This window comes from uncultured Methanobrevibacter sp. (assembly GCF_902769175.1).
Taxonomy (GTDB): domain Archaea; phylum Methanobacteriota; class Methanobacteria; order Methanobacteriales; family Methanobacteriaceae; genus Methanobrevibacter.
Genome location: NZ_CACXNW010000008.1, coordinates 68914 through 87536 on the forward strand (window position 1 = coordinate 68914; position 18623 = coordinate 87536).

An 18623-nucleotide genomic window follows, 5' to 3' on the forward strand; every position below is an offset into this window, starting at 1 on the left:
TGTTTTTTTAATGCTTTTTTATTTGTTCAAAAATTATTTAATCAAATGATTTTTGACTTTTAAAATTATTATTATTAGAATTTTATGTTTTTTGAATCTAATATTCAATAACAGTTCCTTCAAAAGTTTTAACAGTGATTTTTTCTTCACTGGTAACTGTTCCAACCTTATAGCTTTCAATATTTTCATTTAATGCTTCAAGAACTGCATCTGCTTCTTCTGGGCTTGCAATAACACAGAATCCAATTCCCATATTGAAAACTTTGTACATTTCTTCTATAGGAACTCCTTGTTCGTATATTAATTTGAAAATGTCTTGTGGCTCTGGATAATCAGTAATGTCAAAACCGATTCCTTTTTTAAGTCTTGAAAGGTTGTTGACTCCACCTCCAGTCATATGTGCGAGACCTTTGATGTTGAATTCTTTTTTCAATAATTCAACAATTGCCTTAACATATAATTGGGTTGGTTTCAATAATTCTTCACCAATGGTGATGTCTGAATTAGGCATTTTATCATCTACAGTAAATCCGCCATCTTCAAAGATTGCTTTTCTTGCAAGGCTTAAACCGTTACTGTGAATACCGCTGCTTCTAAGTCCAATAAGAATGTCTCCTTCTTGGATGTCTGCACCAGTGATGATTTTATCTTTGTCTACAAATCCGATTCCAGTTCCTGCTAAGTCAAAGTCTTTTACAATACCTGGTAAGGATGCTGTTTCTCCACCGATAATTGCAATTTGTGATTCTTCAGCTCCTTTAACAAGACCATCTGCAATTTCTTCAGCTACTTTTGGATCTGGCTCTTCAACTGCTAAGTAGTCAACTAATGCAATAGGTTCTGCTCCTACACATAAGATGTCGTTAACTACCATTGCAATCATGTCTATTCCAACTGTATCATATTTTTCCATCATTTTTGCAACTAATATTTTACTTCCTACACCATCAGTACTCATTGCAATAGCCTTATCGCCAAGTTCCACTAATGCTGCAAAATGTCCACTATCAGTTATAATATTTCTGTATTCTAATGTTGGCTGTAATTTGGAAGCTAATTTAGATACAGTTAATGCTTCTAAATCGATATCCACACCAGATTCTGAGTAAGTAACCATAAGATTCACCTAATAATAATTTTTAATAATTTTTATTTCCATAGTTGATTTTTTATTTTTTAATTATTCGCTATTAATTGATTATTGAATAATAGCTAACATTATAATATTTGTTTTAGCTATTATTTATATTATATTAATAATTTTTATAAAAAAATATAAAAGAATTGAGTTAATGCTTATTAAAATAAAAAAATAAATTTAAATTTTAAGTTTTGATTTGGGAATTCTAATTTAAAAAAATATGTTTTAAGTTTAAAATTCTCAAATAAATGGTTGATTTAAGAATTGAAATTTATAAATAATATTCAAATTCTCAAATAAATGGTTGATTTAAGAATCGAAATTAATAAAAAATAATCAAATTCTCAAATCTATTGAAGCCTGGTTGCTTCAAGGATAAGTGGAGTTTTAGTCTCTACCTTATAGCTTCTGTGAATACTTGAAGCGAGGTCTACAGTTTTATATGGGTCTCCGTGACAGGTAATGATCTTAGCTGGTCTTGGATGCAATCTTTTTGCAAATTCCATTAATTGTCTTCTGTTGGAGTGACCACTAAATCCTTCAATGATCTTAACTTCCATTTTTACATTGTAGACTTTGGTTTTACCTGTTTCATCTTCAAATGGCAATTCCTTATGTCCTTTTTGGATTCTTCTACCTAAGGAACCTTCAGATTGGTAACCTACAAAGATAATGGTATTGTTCTTATCTTCACATAGCCATTTGAAGTATTCTACAGAGTTTCCTCCAGTTAACATACCTGAAGTTGAAAGAATGATTGATGGGTCTCCTTCAACGATTTCCTTTCTTTCAACATTGTTTTGAACCTTATTAAAGGAATCTGAAATGAATGGATTTCTTCCCATATGGAAAATTTGATCCCTTAAGTCTTTGCTTAAGTATTCAGGTCTTGCTGTGTGCACTGCAGTTGCTTCCCAAATCATACCGTCTAAGTGAATTGGCACTTCGTCAATCATTCCATGACGCATGTATTCTTCAAGCACAATCATCAATTCTTGTGCTCTTCCTACTGCAAATACAGGAACCAATACTTTTCCACCACGTTTTAATGTTTTGTAAATGGTTTTCATCAATTCTTTTTCTGCATTGTTTCTTGATGGGGTAACATCCTCATGTCCACCATATGTACTTTCCATAATGCAGCTTTCCACTCTTGGGAATCTGGTGGTTGCAGGTTCAAGGAGTCTGCTTCTTTCATATTTGAAGTCTCCAGTGTAAAGCAAGTTGTGTGCTCCATCACCAATGTGGAAGTGGCACATAGCAGAACCTAAAATGTGTCCTGCATTGTGTAATGTAAGTTTAATGTCTGGAGAAATGTCAGTTACCACTCCATAGTCAAGAGTGATTGTGTGCTTGATCATTTTTTGCACATGCTTTACATTGAATGGGAGAGGATTATTCTCTCTGTGTGCAATATCAATATAATCCAATTGCAATAATGTCATTAGGTCTCTTGTTGCACTGGTACAGTAAACAGGTCCTTCATATCCATAATGGTAAAGGTAAGGGATAAATCCACAGTGGTCCAAGTGAGCGTGAGATACTACAACTGCATCTAGGTCTTGGATTGAGAATTCAGGAACTCCAAGCATAGGGAAAGAGGTTTTTTCATCTTGTCCTGCTACATTTACTCCACAATCAAGCAATACTCTACTGTTTGGAGTTTGCAATAGCATGCATGAACGTCCTACTTCTTTGAATCCGCCCATAGCAGTTAATCTGGTCCATTCATTAGGATATTTTCCCCCTTGGTGAATTCTTGCACCTAAAGTCTGTAAGATTTTCTTTCTTTCTTTACTGTTATGCATTAAGGTATTTCTGATTCTGTCAATCATTTCAGACCTTATTGGAGAACTCCTTAAAATCTTTGGGGCCCATCCGGTTTTCCTAACGATTTCTCTAGATGTCACTCCATATTTTCCGATAACAAGTCCTGGTTTGGTTGCTTCAATAACCACTTCATTGGTCACTTCGTCAAAAGTGATGTTTGATATTTCAGCATCTTCAGGAACGATTTCCTCTACTTTTTTAATAGTTTCCTCATAAGGCAATAAAACTGATTTGTCTGATCTGATTATGATTCTCTTTCTAAGTTCCTTAGCCAAGTTTCTTATCAAGTCACCATTGTCTGCTACAATGTCTGGGTTTTTTGTATATATTACAACCTCAGGACCTTCAAATTCGATATCAGCTAATTGAACTTCATCAGGTAGTTTTTTTATGATTTTTTGTTTGATTTCTTCTAAAATGTTTGAAGCCATATTATCACTTCGAAAAATAGACGTATAAAAGTAGTATGTGGTATAAAGTCAATATTTCATTTTTATCTATATCAATGAATATTCGTTAAGTAAATTTTGGTTAATTTTTAAATAAGCTGTAAACAAGTTAAGTTAATTAATAATTTAATGTTTTCAATTTCCAAATCAATGAAAATGATAAATAAAATTAAATGAAGAATATTGGTTAATCTACGAAATTACCAAATATTCTTTTAATTAAATAAACAGCTGTTGTGTCATAAAAAAGATGTTTACTTAATTTTATTGCATATACTATTTATACTGTAATATGTAAAATTAGTTGTAAAATAAAGTTAAAAAATTAATAATAAAATATTTCTTATTAATTTTTATAAAATTATAAATCAATAATGAAAATATTTTTCTTATTAATCTTTATAAACTTATAAAATTAATAATTCGTATATAATTTTAGCTATTAATTTTTTCAATAATAGATTCAACTTCTTCTTTTTCTAACATTTTGTATCCGTCTTTAGTAACTTCTGCTACTAAGAAGCCGTTTCCAGAAAAGGTATCTCTTTCTGTAGCTGCTTTAATTGCTCTGAGAGCTACTTCTTTAGCTTCTTCTACAGTGATGTCTTCGTGGAATCTGTCTTCAAGAACACCGTATGCAAATGTAGATCCGGAACCGGTGGAAATAAAGGTATCCTTAATCATACCACCTGCTGCATCTAAAGAATAGATTGATGCACCAGTGTCGTCTACTCCTCCGATAAGAGTTTGTACATATGCTGGTGAGGAGTGTAATATGTTAGAACTTACAGCTGCAGCTGCTTCAAGACTGATGTCTTTTCCATTTCTTAATCTGTATAATGCAGTTTCAGCACTGATGACTTTCATTAAAGTTTGTGCATCTGCAACAGATCCTGCAATGGTTGCTGCAATATGATTATCAATTTTGAATATTTTTTCAGCTACTTTGTGAGCAACAAGGTTTCCCATACTTGCTCTTCTTTCACTTGCAAATACAACACCATCTTTACAGGTAATTCCCACAGTAGTGGTACCTTCAAAAGTGTTTTTCTCAGCCATATTAATACACCTCGTATAATAATGTAAAATTAAATTTAAAGTATAAAATAATCTTAAATAATAAAATATAATCTAAAAGTATAATTTTTCAATATACTATTAACAATGATTGAAAGTATTATTAATTAAAATTAGAATTGTCAGGGGTTTTCAAGTTATATGAAATTGATAAAATTAATTTAATTTATATAATAATATAACCGCTTCTCCTAACCTATTCTTATTATGTTATACATTATATATAATAGTTTCGTTATTATAAGTGATTTTTAGATAATTTCCCTCATTTGATTTATTTTTTTATAATTTTTTTAATTATTTATAATTGATTATTTTTATATCACAGATTAATTCACTCTTTATTTTTAATTTAACTTAAAATTTTTATATATTAATTCAAACTACCTAATTCTAATCAATATTTTTATATTATAATTGATATTGATTTTAATAACTTTAATTTATTTTAATGTATTTACATTTATTATAAACTTTGTATTATTTAAATCTTTTTAAAAACTTATGGATTTTGTACAAATGATTGATTTCATTATCTTACAAAAATATTTTATTTTATTAAAATAAAGTATTATTATCTAAAATTTAAATTGTTTTTCATTGATTAAGTGTGATTATCTAAATTTGGATTGCTTTTCATTGATTAAGTTATTAAAATAAGGTATTATTGTCTTAAATTTAAATTGTTTTTCATTGACCAAGATTGTCTAAATTTAGATTATATTCCTATTTGATTGTATGCCTGTCTAAATTTTAGATTTCATTTTTATCATTTTTGGTGATTTTATTGAAATGGAAGAAAATCGGAGATATTTTAATAGTTGATAATAAGTTTGACAAGGATTCCATAGATGATTTGGAACAAATAGCAGCAAAGCATAATGTCAAGTCAATTGTAAAAATTGATAGGATTGAAGGCCAAAAAAGGGAACCTTCCATAAGCATTCTTTATGGTAATGAAACTGAAACAATTCACAAGGAAAATGGATGCTTATTTAATTTGGACTTGTCTAAAGTTATGTGGGCAAAAGGAAACAATAATGAGAGACTTAGAATCGCTAAATTAGTCACCAAGAATGAGACTGTAGTTGACATGTTTGCTGGAATCGGCTATTTTTCAATTCCAATTGGAGTTCATAGCCAAGCAAAGCAGATCTATTCAATTGAAATAAATCCAAATTCCTATCATCTCCTAAATAATAACATAAGATTAAATAGGATAAATGAAAAGGCAAATTATGATAGGATGATTCCTATTTTAGGGGATTGTGCTGTTGAGGCACCTAAATATTCTGCAGACAGGGTATTGATGGGATATGTTAAAACAACCCATCATTTTTTAAGGCCTGCAATGGAATGTGTTAAGGATGGTGGAATAATCCATTATCATGAAACCGTTCCAGATAATCTTATAGAAACCCGTCCTTATGAGCGAGTAAAAAGGATAGCTTATGAATGTGGTGAACGTGAAGTGGAGGTCTTGAACATTCAAAAGATCAAGAGATACTCTCCAGGTGTTGAACATATAGTCTTGGATGCAAGGATTTATTAAATTTATTAAAAAATTATATAAATTTGGAAGTCTATAAATTTTTATAGTTATTGAAGTTTTGATTAAAAACGGAAGCATTTGATGTTTTCATAGTTTTAGGAAGAATTTCTTATTAATTGATATTAATAGTTTTTATAGTATAGGAAGAATCATTATGATAAAAACTGATGTGTTGGTAATTGGTGCGGGACCTGCAGGCTCATCTGCTGCAAGATTTGCAGCTAAAGGCGGTGTGGATGTAATTATTTAGATAAAAAATCTGAAATAGGTTTTCCTAAAAGATGTGCTGAAGGTGTTTCAAAGAAGATTTTTGGAAAATTGGACCTTGAGATGAATCCTCGTTGGATTACCAATGAAATTTCAGGTGTAAGATTTGTTGCCCCTGACGGCACTGACCTATGGCTTAGCGAAGACGTTATTGACTTGCCTGATGCAGGCTATGTCTTGGAGCGTAAGGTATTCGATAAGCATATGGCTGCAGAAGCTGCAAGGGAAGGGGCAGAAATCAGAATTAAAACCCAAGCAAAAGGTCTTAAAAGAGAAGAAGATGGCTCTTTTACAGTTACCTGTGAATCTATGGGTGAACTTTATGATATAAATGCCAAAATTATTATAGGTGCAGATGGTCCTGAATCCCATGTAGCCAAATGGGCTGGATTGAATGCATATATTCTTCCTAAGCATATGGTTGCAGCTGTACAGTTTGAAATGTGCAATGCAAAAATGAAAAGAAATGATTATCTTGAGTTCTATTTTGGTAGTGTAGCTCCTGGAGGTTACTTCTGGCTGTTTCCTAAAGGAGGAGATGTTGTAAATGCTGGTCTTGGAATCATTACAGTTAAGGCTGAAAAATCCGCTTATGAATATCTTGTTGATGCTGTAGACGGCTGTTATGCAACCCAAGAGGCTCAAGCTGTTGAATTGAATTCTGGTGGAGATCCTGTAGGTGGGCTTGTCAAGGAAATGTACGGTGACAATATCATGCTCTGTGGAGATGCTGCAAGTCAAGTGAATCCTCTTACCGGTGGAGGAATCACCAATGGTATGTTAGGTGGTAGATTTGCAGGTGAGGTTGCTGTAGAAGCTATAAATGCAGGAGACTGTTCCAGAAATTTCCTTAAAAAGTATGAAAAATTATATATTAGTGAAATGGGCAGTGAAATGCAAAAATATACTAAAGTCACTGAGTATCTATGGACTTTGGATGATGATGACATAAATAAGATTGCTCATAAATTCAAGGAAATGGAATTTGATAAGCTTACTACAACTGATATTGTTAAAGTGGTTATAAAAGCAAATCCAAAATCACTTTTAAAATTAGGTAGGCTCTTTTTATAGATTTAAAAAAAGTTTAAGAGATTGTTTTTTCAGTCTCTTGATTTATTTTTATTCAATTTTTATATTTGAGAGATATTGTTTTTCCTATATCTTGATTTAATTTTTATATTTGGGAGAGATTGTTTTTTAGTCTCTTGATTTAAATATAATTGGAAGAGATTAGTTATTATTAATCTCTTCTTGTGCTTTTTTTGTTTTTTCCAATAATATTGGATTTTCAATGTATTTTTCATTAATGTATCTTTCGTATATTGCCAATCTTTCCTTTAGCTCAAATCCTGCATCTATGGTTAGCTTTTCCAGTCTTTCAAGAGTTGGCCATGGGGATGATGGATTAATATAATCTTCACTAAGTGGAGAAACTCCTCCCCAGTCATCTGTACCACAGAGAAGGAATATTTGGCTGGTTTCATAGTTTAAATTAGGTGGGACCTGAACTGAAACCTCTTCATCGAAAAGCAATTGGGCAGCTGCAACAGTTCTAACCATTTCTAAAAGACTTGGTTCTTCGTAGCTTTCCATTTGTATTCCTGGACTTACTGTGAAGTTTTGAATGATCACTTCTTGAATGTGGCCATACTTATCACAAATCTCTTTTATTTTTAGTAGGGAATCAGCAATTTCCTCTTTTGTTTCACCGATTCCAATCAATATTCCAGTGGTATATGCAATATTAAGCTTTCCAGCATTTTCTATAGTTTCAATACGTAATTTGGGATTTTTTCCAGGACTTTTTTCATGAGCTATTGTGCTCATTAGCCTTTCTGATGAATTTTCAAGCATCATTCCCATAGATACGTTGTATTCCTTTAGCTTTTTCATATCCTCATATGAGAAGTTTCCTGCATTGGTGTGTGGGAATAATGCTGTTTCTTCAACAGTCATTTTGCAGATGTCATAAATGTACTCTACCATGTTTTCATAGCCTAATTTGTCTAACTTTGCCTTGACAGCAGGTTCTGTATCTGCATCCTCACCTATTGTAAACAAGGCTTCCTTACAACCATATTTTTCAGCTTCCTTTAATGTGGACAAGACTTCCTCTTTTTCCATCAATATGATTGCATTAGGATCATCTGGGCTTTGCTTGAATGCACAGTAGCCACAATCATTTCTACATATTTTTGTAAGTGGTATGAACACATTTTTGGAATATGTGACATAATTGCATTCCCTTTTTGAATTAGCCAATTTCATTAGTTCTAGAATATCTTCTTTTTCGCATTCTAAAATGGCTATTAAGTCATCTCGACTAAGGTTTTCAAAATCAATATTAGATAAGTTGGACATTTTACACCTATTTTTAAAAAAAGGTTAATATTTTATTTCATTATTCTTCAATTTCATCTCTTTCAGTTGCAGTCACTTCGACATACATTGGACCAAATCCGGATTTGTCTTTCCAGATTGCAACAAATGTTCCTACATTAGGCATCAAGAATAGCTTGTATTCCACATGCAATCCCATTGCTTCTAATTGCTCTTTCATTTTGAGCAATCCTCCACTGTCTGGTGCTACGCCGCCATCTTCGCCATCCCTGATATAGGAATCTACTTTTTCTACAAACTCCTTGCCTTCATCTGATAAAATATCAACTTCTTTAGCTTTGAGGATATCTTCAAGTTCTCCTAATTTGGATTCCATTTCATCAATTTCTATTGGATCACGGCTGATGCCTCTTACGATTACTACGTGTTCTCCATGAAATGCAGGTCTGGATCCTTTAAATGCATTGAAATGTCCTATAATTTGTCCTGTAGTTTTTAGTAATACATCTGACATAAAATCACTTAAATTATTTTTAAAAAGTCTTTAAATAGTTTTAAAATATTTTTTTAAGATATTTCTTTTAATATTTCTAAAAAATTTATATAGTTATTTTTAATTTAGATAGTATATAAATTTTACAAAAATAAGTTTATTCTAATAATAGATTGGTTTATGAAAATGAGTTGATTTTAAAAATAATTTATAAAAAATAATTAATAAAAACTAAAAAATAAATTTAAAAAATTTTTTAAAATAAAAAAAATATTGTAGATGTAATAAAACATCTACTTTTAAAACGTATTTTTTTCTTTTTTTTTTAGAGTTGTGTGCTCTAAAAATATCTTGATTTTTTATTTTATTGTCAGTTTTGCTGTTTTGTTTACTGCATTGTATGTAGAGTCTCCAGCCCATTTTGCAACAACTGTGTAAGTTCCTTTTTTGTTTAGGCTTACATTAACTCTTGCTACACCTTTGCTATTGGTTTTAGCTTTGTATGTTTTGCCATTTACTGTGAAGCTGATCCACTTGTCTACAATGAGGTTTCCATGTTCATTCTTGAATGTTGCTGTTAAGATTTTTGTTTTAGCACTTGCGGCGTAAGATTTGTTTGGAACTGTAAGTGTTGGAGTTTGACAGCTTACAGAAATCTTAGCAACAACAAAAGATGCATTATAACTTTGGTTTCCTAAGTAACATACTGCAAATGTGTAATCTCCTTTGTATCCAAGGTTGATTTGCAATTTGGCAACACCGTTTTCATCTGTACAGATTCCGTCTTTTTCATAAGTGTATACAACACCATTGAATCCGATTTCCATAGGTGTGTTTGCTATTGGGTTTCCATTTGCATCTTTTAATGTGAAGTAGAACCATTCACCTGTTTTTCCATCGAGTTTTGGATCAACCGCTTTTGTTTGCATGTTTTCAAAGATAATCATGGTTGCATTTTTAGTTATGTTGAAGTATCCAGTTCCAGTGGATTCAGCATGTGTTTTGTTTCCAGCAAAGATTGCTACAACAGGGTAAGTGTCTGCAGGCAAGATATCCGGAATAGTGAGTGTTCCTTTTCCTTCAGCATTTACTGTAACCAGGTATTCCTTATCTGCAACAGTTACATTAAGGGTTCCACTTAATGGGGTTCCGGTTATGTCTTTGAATGTAAATTCAATTGTTGGGTTTTCTCCATAGCTAATGTTTTCAACAGTAACAACAATTTCAGTTGGGGTGATTTCAGTTGGATTTACAACTATTTCTTTTGTAACTGTTTCCTCTTTATGCACTCCATCATTTACACTGATGACAACTGTATGTGGACCTTCTGGCAATTTACCAAGGTTCGCATTTCCATTTTCATCAACATCAACTTCTTGAACTTCTCCGCCATCAATGCTTATGTTGACTTTTGTGATAGGAACTTCTTCACCTCTGCCGTCAGTTGCAGTGACTGTTATTATTAGGTCTTGGCCTTCAACAGGGCTGTTGTCTGTCACTTCTACAATTAAGTCTGTAGATTCTGTAATGGTTAATCTTGCAGTGGCATTTGATCCATAGTAGTTTTCATCACCTAAGTACATTACAGTGATTTTGCATTCTCCAACGGTTTCATCGATTTTGAATGTGACACTTTCCATGCCATCTTCAAGGTAGTATACTTTGCTTATGTTGTCTTCTGCCCAGCCTACAGTTACGATTACCATTCCTGTGGCAGGATATCCTTCTACACCTTCAACAGATACTGGGATGCTTACAGGGACATTCCATTCGGTAGTTGCATCTTTAACATTTACTGTAGAGTTTACTTTGTTTACAGTTAAGGTTGTGCTTGCAGTTTTTGTCTCTGGCTTGAACTTCTCATCCCCAGAGTATGAAACAGTGATTGTGTATTCATCTGCATTAAATCCTGAAATTGGGATGCTTCCTTTTAATTCTTTTTCTGTAATGGTTATTTCTTGTTTTTTACTTTTCAGTGTGATGTTGACTGTTCCTGTTGCTCTTTGATCGAATTCAAGAAGTATAGTTGCATTTTCACCATAATCAATCACAGTGTCTCCTATAGAGACATCTAATTCTGCATCTTCAGGGATGCTTACAATTGTGATTGTTGATTTTGCATTCTCTATGCTTGCAGTTACGCTTCCCAAGCCGTATCTTTCTGGAGAATAGCTTATTGTGTCTTTTAAGCCAACAGTATTGTTGCTGAGGGTTCCGTTGATTGAACTTAAGCTTAGAGTGATTGGATATATTTGATCATCGAATTCAGTTATTTCCCCTGTAGCCTCATCATATGCATATAAATTGAATATTATGTTTGATGTGCTAAAGACAGGAATTTGTTCAGGATCTGCAGTTCCATTTAGGAATAGCCATACTTTAGATTGGTCATATGGTTTTTGATCAAAATCTTGTTCATTGTTTCCAAACCAATTGTAATCTGCATTAGAGCCTTCAAAGACCTCATAAATGATTTCTTTAGGCCCATTATTTAACAGTATGTTATTGGTGAAATTGGAATAACTATTCTCACCATAATCATTATAATATACGCTACCGTTAATTGTAGCAGTGTTGTTTATGAATAAGCAAGTAGAAACTTTACCATATTTTCCATGCCATTTGATGGCTCCACCATTTTCTGCAGTGTTGCTGTTGAATGTGGAATTGATTACAGCACCATTTTCACAGTTTATATATGCTGCACCAGAGTTGTTTACATTGTTGTTTGTGAAGTTAGAATCAACAATGTGTATCTTTCCACCGTCAAAGTCGGGTTGGTTTTTATAATAGATTGCTCCTCCCGCTTCTGCACTGTTACTCTCAAAAGTACACTGGGTTATGTTTGTTAATGAATCCCTATTATACTCTGCATATATGGCTCCTCCACGTTGGGCTTTGTTGTTGGTGAAACTGCAATTGTATATTGTTCCGTTGTTAAAGAAAGTAACGGCTCCACCATGTGGTGCTTGGTTGCTGTCGAAATTAGAGTTTTCAATAGTTGCTATAGATGATGAGAAATGGATTGCTCCTCCTTTCGGATTATTATCGGTTCCAGTTATTTTGTTATTGGTGAAGTTACTGTTGTTTACATGTCCTTCACTATTAAAAAGGATTGCTCCGCCGATTCTAGATGCTGAGTTGTTGATGAAATTGCAGTTATCTACGGTACCTTTTCTATTAATTTGGATTGCACCTCCTTGGGTGGAATATCCTTCAGAAACACTATTGTTAATGAAATTTGAATTATTCACAATTCCCTCGTAACCAATAAAAAGCGCTCCTCCAATGCCTCGAGATGTGTGGTTGATGAAATTGCAGTTGTTCACCATTCCATTTCCATTTATGTAAACTCCTGGAGTATATCTATCATTTTCATTATTTGTGAAGTTAGAGTTTTCTACTATCCCATAATTATCGAATGAATTGATATGAATTGTTCCTCCTTTGTTGTAGTTAAAGTTAGAGTTATTCACTATTCCTGCATTATCGCTGAAGTACAGGGCATTGCCTCCGCTGTTATTTGTAAAATTACAGTTATTGACTTTTCCAAATCCATCATCAAAATAGATTGCTGTACCCGGCAGAATATTTTCCTCCATTTTGTTATTGATGAATGCACAATTTTCAGCAATTCCTTCATAGTAAAAGTATACTCCTACACCATAAGCTCCAGTGTTATTTTTAAAGTATGAATTGTTCACTATTCCATTGTTATAAGCGAAATAAACACATCCGTAACCAGTTGTTGCATTGTTATTGGTAAAGTTACAGAGATTAACTGTACTAAGCTCTCCATATTGTAAGTAGATGATAGCATACATTGCACTATTGCTGTCAATTTTACAATTGCTTAAGTTAATGCTGGCATTTTCGCTGTAGATAGCTCCACCACGTTTTCCATAGTTCTTATTGAATCTACAATTCTCAATCACTGTATTTGTGCTATTTTCTAAGTTGAGAGCTCCGCCATTTTCTCTTGCATTATTATCGTTAAAGATGCAGTTTTCAATATTTCCAGTTCCGTTTAAGTAAATTGCTCCTCCAGAATATGCAGAATTATTTGTAAATATTGTATTTTCAATTTTTCCTCCTTTTGAAGCAATTCCTCCTCCTCTTTCGATTGCTTTGTTTCCGTTAAACTCTCCATTAAAAACAACTTCATCAAAGCTTTCAAAGAAGTTTATTCCTCCTCCGTACTTGGCAGTGTTATTGATGAAATTTGTATTGAATGTAATGTTTTTAGGGCTTTCTCTGTAGTTTACCGCCCCTCCATAATCTCCAGCAGTGTTATTTATGAAATCACATTCGAATAGGGAGTTTTCTGAAACGTCCTTAAAGGTGATTGCTCCTCCGTTTCCTATCAATCCAGTGTTGTTTATATAAGTTCCTTTGAATGAAAATCATGAACAATGAGTTCAAGAAAACATTCACACAGTGTTGTTTATATAAGTTCCTTTGAATGTGTTGTGGTTTGTCCTGTTGCGGAAGAACATTGCTCCTCCACATGATCCTGCCTTGTTGAATCTGAAATCGCTATTGAATATGTTGTTGTTTGCTTCATAGTTGAAAAAGATTCCCGCTCCATACATTGCATTATTGTACATGAAAATGCTTTCAAAATAATCATTTGATGAAGTATTGCGGAAAAATATTCCCCCTCCACTTTTTTCTGCATTTGCTGTATTATTATAGAATTCTGCAATAAACTTATTTCCAGTGGAAGTGTCCTTTAAGTAAATTCCTCCACCACAGTTTGCGGCAGTATTGTCTCTGAATTCTCCACCTATTGTATTGCTTTCACTTGCACCATTAATGTAGATTGCACCTCCATTGTAAGCGCTGTTGTTGATGAATGTGGAATTGATTATGCTGTTTGCAAATGGACCGTTAATGAATATTGCTCCACCATTCGCATCTGTATGGCCGTTTATGAAAATAATGTTTTCTAAAGTCACCTTTTCTGCAGTAATATTGAATATTCTTGCTTGATTATTCCCATTTAGGGTAAATCCATTTCCATGAATGGTTAAATTACGGTTAATGCTAATACCATTTGCAAAATCAGAATCAGAATCTGGATTAAAGGTGTAATTGTTGTTTAGATAAATTTCACCATCTTCATTGCCGTTAATTGTAGTATTCAAGTCAGTAAAGCTTAAATGTTCTTCCCCTTCACTTAAAACAGCTTCATTGCTTTCATCTAAGTTATTTCATCATTGTTGTTGTCTTCTAAAATAAGTTCTTCGTTAATGGTTTCTTCTAAAATTAGTTTATTATTATCATTTATGCTAATGCTGTCATCTGCATCATATTCCGCAGCACTGGCTGCAGATATGCTTAGCAAACTGACAAAGATAATCAGTATAAATAAATGCTTTTTATTTTTCATAAAAGTTTTCCCCTAGAAATTTCTAAAATCAAATTTATTTTTATTGGGTATATTATATATTATTTTTTAAATATTTTTGAATATATTATAAACTTTAATTATTTTTTTTGAAATTCTTCAGTTTTTAATGATAATAATACTTTTTAAATGCTAATCAACATATATATAATATTTTAAACTAAAAATATAATTATAAATATAGGAAAATGATATTATGGAAAATTTTGAAAATCAGAAATTCTGTCAATCATGTGCAATGCCTATGACTGAAGAACTTTATGGAACCACTGCAGATGGATCTAAAAATGAGGATTACTGCATGTGCTGCTTTAAAGATGGTGAATTCACTTCTGATGGAACTATGGAAGAAATGATTGCTTTCTGCAGTGAAAAAATGACTGAAGTTCATCCTGAAATGGATCAGGAAGAAGCTTTACAAATGATGAATGAGATTTTCCCTAAACTTAAAAGATGGGCTAAGGATTAAATTATAATTAATTTGATTCTTTAAAACTTTTACTTTTTTTTAAATTTTTTTTTTAATTCTTTCAAACATTTTTTTCATTGATTTAAATTTATTCAATGTCTTTTCTATTTTTAAATAATGGTTTAAATAATCTATGCACCTATTTTTAAAAGATAATTTAAGATAAAAATAGCTTATTATAGACAAAAATTAGTTTAATAAATTAGTTTAAAAAATTGTTAAGTTATAGAAACAAAAAATAGTTTAATTTTTTGGTTTAGAAAATTGTTAAGTTATTGGATTAATAAAATTAGTTTAATTGTTTAGTTTAAAAAAATTTGTTAAGATATAGAAATAAAAAATAGTTTAAAAATTAGAATAAAAAAATTGTTAATAGATTATAATCAAATAAAATAAATTTTTAAAAAAAGTTACGGTTATTTTTCAAACCAGGATTATCCGTAAAAATTTATTTTATTTGGATATTTAACTTGAATTTCATTAACGATATTAGCTTCGTCAGAATTTGCAAAATTGTAAGAAAGATATGCTAATCCGATTGATATAGAAACCAATATTACGCTTATACCTAAAATAACACTCATATTTTTTCCCTCTTTTTTTGTGTGAATTACACTTAATTGTATATTTATTTAACCCTTTATATAAAGGTTTTCGCATGTAAGTGCTCACTTGCATCTTAAAATTGCTAATTAGGGGTCTAAAATAATTATTTTACTAAAATAAGTTTAATATGTGCTTTATTTTATCATTAAATTGATTAGATTCTTTTTAAAAATAGAAATTTAGATGGGTTTTAATCATTTGTTTGAAATTAATTAAAAAAGTAAAAAAATAGGAAAAAATGAATTTTTCCCAAATAATTGATTTTATACCGCATCTGCAATTGGCTCAATATTATTGTTTGCATTGAATTTCATCAATTCATCATAACATTTTTGCATATCCTCAGCAGTTCCCTTTTCCTTATAAACCATGAAAATGTATTTTTTTCCATCAACTTCTGCTACTTCCAAAACACCATAATCAACTTTGATATTTCCTGAAGTTACATAGGAAATGGCATCACTTACATTGCTGCCGCTATGATATGTGACATTATATGTATTGTTGTCTCCTGATACTATGGTGTAACCGGTATCATTTTCCAAATAGCCAAGCCGAATTAATTCGTCGTCATAATCCCAAGTGTATAACAACATATTCTCTTGTTCATTTATTGCATAATTTTCGTTGACTGGAGTAAAACCATCATTGATTATAAATTCTGCTGCATTAACTGCAGTTATGGCTAAAAAACCTATTATTAATATTACTATTGCTTTTTTAAACATTTTTGCACCTTTAATTTTTTTTATGCAAATCCTATTTTTTCAGTTTCTTCATTTGTTTTCATAGATTTACTTTTCAGTGTGGATGAATTTAATAATGATGTATATTCCAAGAATTGCACTGATTAGGAATCCAAAGAATCCAATAGCTGAAATATCCCAAACTCTTGGTCCTTTGTCTGCTAAAATTGCAATGGATGAACCAATAAGCAATGCAGATACGATTAATGATATGGATAATTGATCTTTTAATTCGTCTAAGCCAGTATGGTTCATATTCAACTCTAATTCTCCTTTTTCGAGTTTATCAAGAGTGCTGTTAAGTCTGTCTGGCAAGTCCTTTAATAAATGTTCAATTTCCACAATATAGTTGAATCCTCCGCTTACAAGGTTTCCAGGTTCAAACTTGGTTTTAATCATCTTTTTAGCGAATGTTTCAAGTTCTGTAGTAAGGTTAAAGTGTGGGTCTAATTTGTCCCCTGCTTCTTCAATGAGGAGCATACCTCTTCCAATCATTACAAATTCTCTTGGAAGAATGATGTTGTGGTTAATCATGACATTCATCAAATCATCAAAAATGCCGTCCATTTGGTCCAGGTCAACACCGATGTATGAGTTCAATAAGTCATCTACATCCTGTTTAAACTCTTCAGTGTTTTGTTCTGGAGTGATGATGTTCATGTAAAGCAATTGATTGATTAAGTGGTGTGAGTTTCCACCTAAGAGAAGCAATATTAATTGTGAGAAGTTTGATCTGAAGGTATCATTAACTACTCCCATCATTCCGAAATCAATGTAGCATAGCCTATTGTCACGAGTTACAAATAGGTTACCTGGGTGTGGGTCTGCATGGAAAAATCCGTCAATCAATACTTGTTTCAAATAGGATTGGCATCCATATTGGGCAATTTCCTTATTGTTAATACCTTCGATTTCATTGTCGTATAAATCAGGCAATTCAATTCCATCAATAAGTTCCATGGTTATGACTTTAGAAGAACAGTAATCCGGATAGACTTCAGGTATTTTAATATATTCCACATCTTTAAAGTTTTTGGTTATTTTACCAATATTCTTAACTTCTTCCATATAGTTTAATTCTTTAAAGATGGATCTTTCAAATTCTTTAGCCATTGCAGGCAAGTTATATGTTCTTGATCCTGAAATATGCTTATCTACAGTTCCAACTAATTTGTTTAATATTTTTACATCAGGTACGATAACATCGTAGATACCTGGCTTTTGAACTTTAACTGCAACTTCCTGATTGCTTTCCTTTAATGTTGCTTTATACACTTGTCCAATTGATGCTGAACCAAGAGGCTCTTCATTAAATTCAGAATACACTTCTTCCAGTGGTTTTCCAAGTTCTTCTTCAATAACTGCTTTCATTTCATCAAAAGGAGTTACTGGTGTGTTGTCCCTAAGAAGCTTCAAGTCATCAGCTATTTCATTACCGACTAAATCTGGCCTTGTAGCGAGCAATTGTCCTAATTTAATAAATGCAGGACCACACTCTTCCATTGCATATCTTAAATCGGAAACTTCAAAGTCGTCGTCATCTTCGTTGTTTTTTAATAATTTTGCTAAATGATGTTTTTTAGCAATGCCCATAATTTCATCAAAACGTTGTCTTGAAACTTTTTTGTCTTCTTTTGCCATTTTATCACTTGATTTAATACATTTGTCTTTGTAAGAAATGATTAGTTAATTTAAATAATAGTTAATTTAATATATTTTTAACTATCTTATTCTAAATTATATTGTGAATATTATATAAGCATTATGAAATCTTATTGTATTATGTCTAAAAATAAATGAAAAAAATTAATTTTTTATATTATTAAATAATGTTAAAAAAGAGATGGAATGACTTTAAAAATATTTTTTTAAACAGTATATTTGTTATGCTTATCAATTTAAGAATTAGTTTTTTCACTTATTATTGGATAAGTTTTCATTTAAAAATTAGTTTTTTTTTTTACCTTGTTTTGGCTAAGGCTATTGTTTTTAAAATTAGTTTTTTTGCCTTGTTTTGGCTAAGGCTATTGTTTTTAAAATTAGTTTTTTGCCTTGTTTTGGCTAAGGCTATTGTTTTTAAAATTAGTTTTTTAAACCTTATGCTAACTAAGATTATCCATTTTAAAAAATAGGTCGTGTTTAATTTAATTAAAAATTACAGCAAATAAGCAATATTTACTTTTAAAAAGAAAAAATATTTAGTTTTAAATTAAATTTAAAAAACCTAACTAAAACTATTT

Annotated in this window: 12 protein-coding genes and 1 pseudogene; 3 read left to right on the forward strand and 10 right to left on the reverse strand. The window is 31.5% G+C overall.

Features of this window, described 5'->3' with window-relative positions; translation table 11 throughout:
- Window positions 1-97 precede the first annotated feature (97 nt).
- The 3 genes from purM to psmB all read right to left on the reverse strand — a co-directional run bounded on the left by purM (window position 98) and on the right by psmB (window position 4479).
- Entirely contained in the window at window positions 98-1117 is a 1020-nt protein-coding gene (purM, locus tag QZV12_RS03830; protein ID WP_295617469.1) for a phosphoribosylformylglycinamidine cyclo-ligase, read from the reverse strand.
- A 374-nt stretch (window positions 1118-1491) separates the two neighbouring features.
- Window positions 1492-3402: a beta-CASP ribonuclease aCPSF1 gene (locus QZV12_RS03835; protein WP_295617472.1), complete on the reverse strand. Its 1911-nt coding sequence runs from the start codon at window positions 3400-3402 to the stop codon at window positions 1492-1494.
- A gap of 453 nt (window positions 3403-3855) precedes the next feature.
- On the reverse strand, window positions 3856-4479 hold the full coding sequence (gene psmB / locus QZV12_RS03840) for an archaeal proteasome endopeptidase complex subunit beta (RefSeq protein ID WP_295617475.1): 624 nt from the start codon (window positions 4477-4479) through the stop codon (window positions 3856-3858).
- Window positions 4480-5284: 805 nt separating this feature from the next.
- On the opposite strand from psmB, the gene QZV12_RS03845 reads away from it, so the two are divergent.
- The gene (locus tag QZV12_RS03845) at window positions 5285-6049 is read left to right on the forward strand and encodes a class I SAM-dependent methyltransferase family protein (protein WP_295617478.1); all 765 of its coding nucleotides are present in this window, start codon (window positions 5285-5287) and stop codon (window positions 6047-6049) included.
- Window positions 6050-6203: 154 nt separating this feature from the next.
- Window positions 6204-7390: pseudogene (locus QZV12_RS03850) on the forward strand (NAD(P)/FAD-dependent oxidoreductase).
- 159 nt (window positions 7391-7549) lie between these two features.
- On the opposite strand, the gene cofG reads toward QZV12_RS03850, so the two are convergent.
- The 5 genes from cofG to QZV12_RS03875 form a co-directional block, all read right to left on the reverse strand.
- Window positions 7550-8680, reverse strand: a complete 1131-nt coding sequence (gene cofG, locus QZV12_RS03855) for a 7,8-didemethyl-8-hydroxy-5-deazariboflavin synthase subunit CofG (RefSeq protein ID WP_295617481.1) — start codon at window positions 8678-8680, stop codon at window positions 7550-7552.
- A gap of 40 nt (window positions 8681-8720) precedes the next feature.
- Entirely contained in the window at window positions 8721-9173 is a 453-nt protein-coding gene (locus QZV12_RS03860; protein WP_295617484.1) for a DUF2120 domain-containing protein, read from the reverse strand.
- A 338-nt stretch (window positions 9174-9511) separates the two neighbouring features.
- On the reverse strand, window positions 9512-13519 hold the full coding sequence (locus tag QZV12_RS03865) for a right-handed parallel beta-helix repeat-containing protein (RefSeq protein WP_295617487.1): 4008 nt from the start codon (window positions 13517-13519) through the stop codon (window positions 9512-9514).
- A 63-nt stretch (window positions 13520-13582) separates the two neighbouring features.
- Window positions 13583-14299, reverse strand: coding sequence for a hypothetical protein (locus tag QZV12_RS03870; protein WP_295617490.1), 717 nt, complete (start codon window positions 14297-14299; stop codon window positions 13583-13585).
- Between the two features lie 56 nt (window positions 14300-14355).
- Window positions 14356-14544 carry a hypothetical protein gene (locus QZV12_RS03875; RefSeq protein WP_295617493.1) on the reverse strand — a complete coding sequence of 63 codons (189 nt, stop codon included), beginning with the start codon at window positions 14542-14544 and terminating at the stop codon, window positions 14356-14358.
- A gap of 214 nt (window positions 14545-14758) precedes the next feature.
- Here QZV12_RS03875 and QZV12_RS03880 point away from each other — a divergent pair, with 214 nt between their 5' ends.
- Complete coding sequence (locus QZV12_RS03880; RefSeq protein ID WP_295617496.1) at window positions 14759-15031, forward strand: zinc ribbon domain-containing protein; 273 nt, start codon at window positions 14759-14761, stop codon at window positions 15029-15031.
- Between the two features lie 869 nt (window positions 15032-15900).
- Here QZV12_RS03880 and QZV12_RS03885 read toward each other — a convergent pair.
- Window positions 15901-16365: a hypothetical protein gene (locus tag QZV12_RS03885; RefSeq protein ID WP_295617499.1), complete on the reverse strand. Its 465-nt coding sequence runs from the start codon at window positions 16363-16365 to the stop codon at window positions 15901-15903.
- Window positions 16366-16431: 66 nt separating this feature from the next.
- The gene (locus QZV12_RS03890) at window positions 16432-18024 is read right to left on the reverse strand and encodes an AarF/ABC1/UbiB kinase family protein (RefSeq protein ID WP_295617503.1); all 1593 of its coding nucleotides are present in this window, start codon (window positions 18022-18024) and stop codon (window positions 16432-16434) included.
- Window positions 18025-18623 lie beyond the last annotated feature (599 nt).

What these genes read in the sequence shown, in the direction of transcription:
- purM (WP_295617469.1), bottom strand. Translation starts at nt 1,117, where the DNA reads ATGGTTACTTACTCAGAATCTGGTGTGGATATCGATTTAGAAGCATTA.
- QZV12_RS03835 (WP_295617472.1), bottom strand. Translation starts at nt 3,402, where the DNA reads ATGGCTTCAAACATTTTAGAAGAAATCAAACAAAAAATCATAAAAAAA.
- psmB (WP_295617475.1), bottom strand. Translation starts at nt 4,479, where the DNA reads ATGGCTGAGAAAAACACTTTTGAAGGTACCACTACTGTGGGAATTACC.
- cofG (WP_295617481.1), bottom strand. Translation starts at nt 8,680, where the DNA reads ATGTCCAACTTATCTAATATTGATTTTGAAAACCTTAGTCGAGATGAC.
- QZV12_RS03860 (WP_295617484.1), bottom strand. Translation starts at nt 9,173, where the DNA reads ATGTCAGATGTATTACTAAAAACTACAGGACAAATTATAGGACATTTC.
- QZV12_RS03875 (WP_295617493.1), bottom strand. Translation starts at nt 14,544, where the DNA reads ATGAAAAATAAAAAGCATTTATTTATACTGATTATCTTTGTCAGTTTG.
- QZV12_RS03880 (WP_295617496.1), top strand. Translation starts at nt 14,759, where the DNA reads ATGGAAAATTTTGAAAATCAGAAATTCTGTCAATCATGTGCAATGCCT.
- QZV12_RS03885 (WP_295617499.1), bottom strand. Translation starts at nt 16,365, where the DNA reads ATGTTTAAAAAAGCAATAGTAATATTAATAATAGGTTTTTTAGCCATA.
- QZV12_RS03890 (WP_295617503.1), bottom strand. Translation starts at nt 18,024, where the DNA reads ATGGCAAAAGAAGACAAAAAAGTTTCAAGACAACGTTTTGATGAAATT.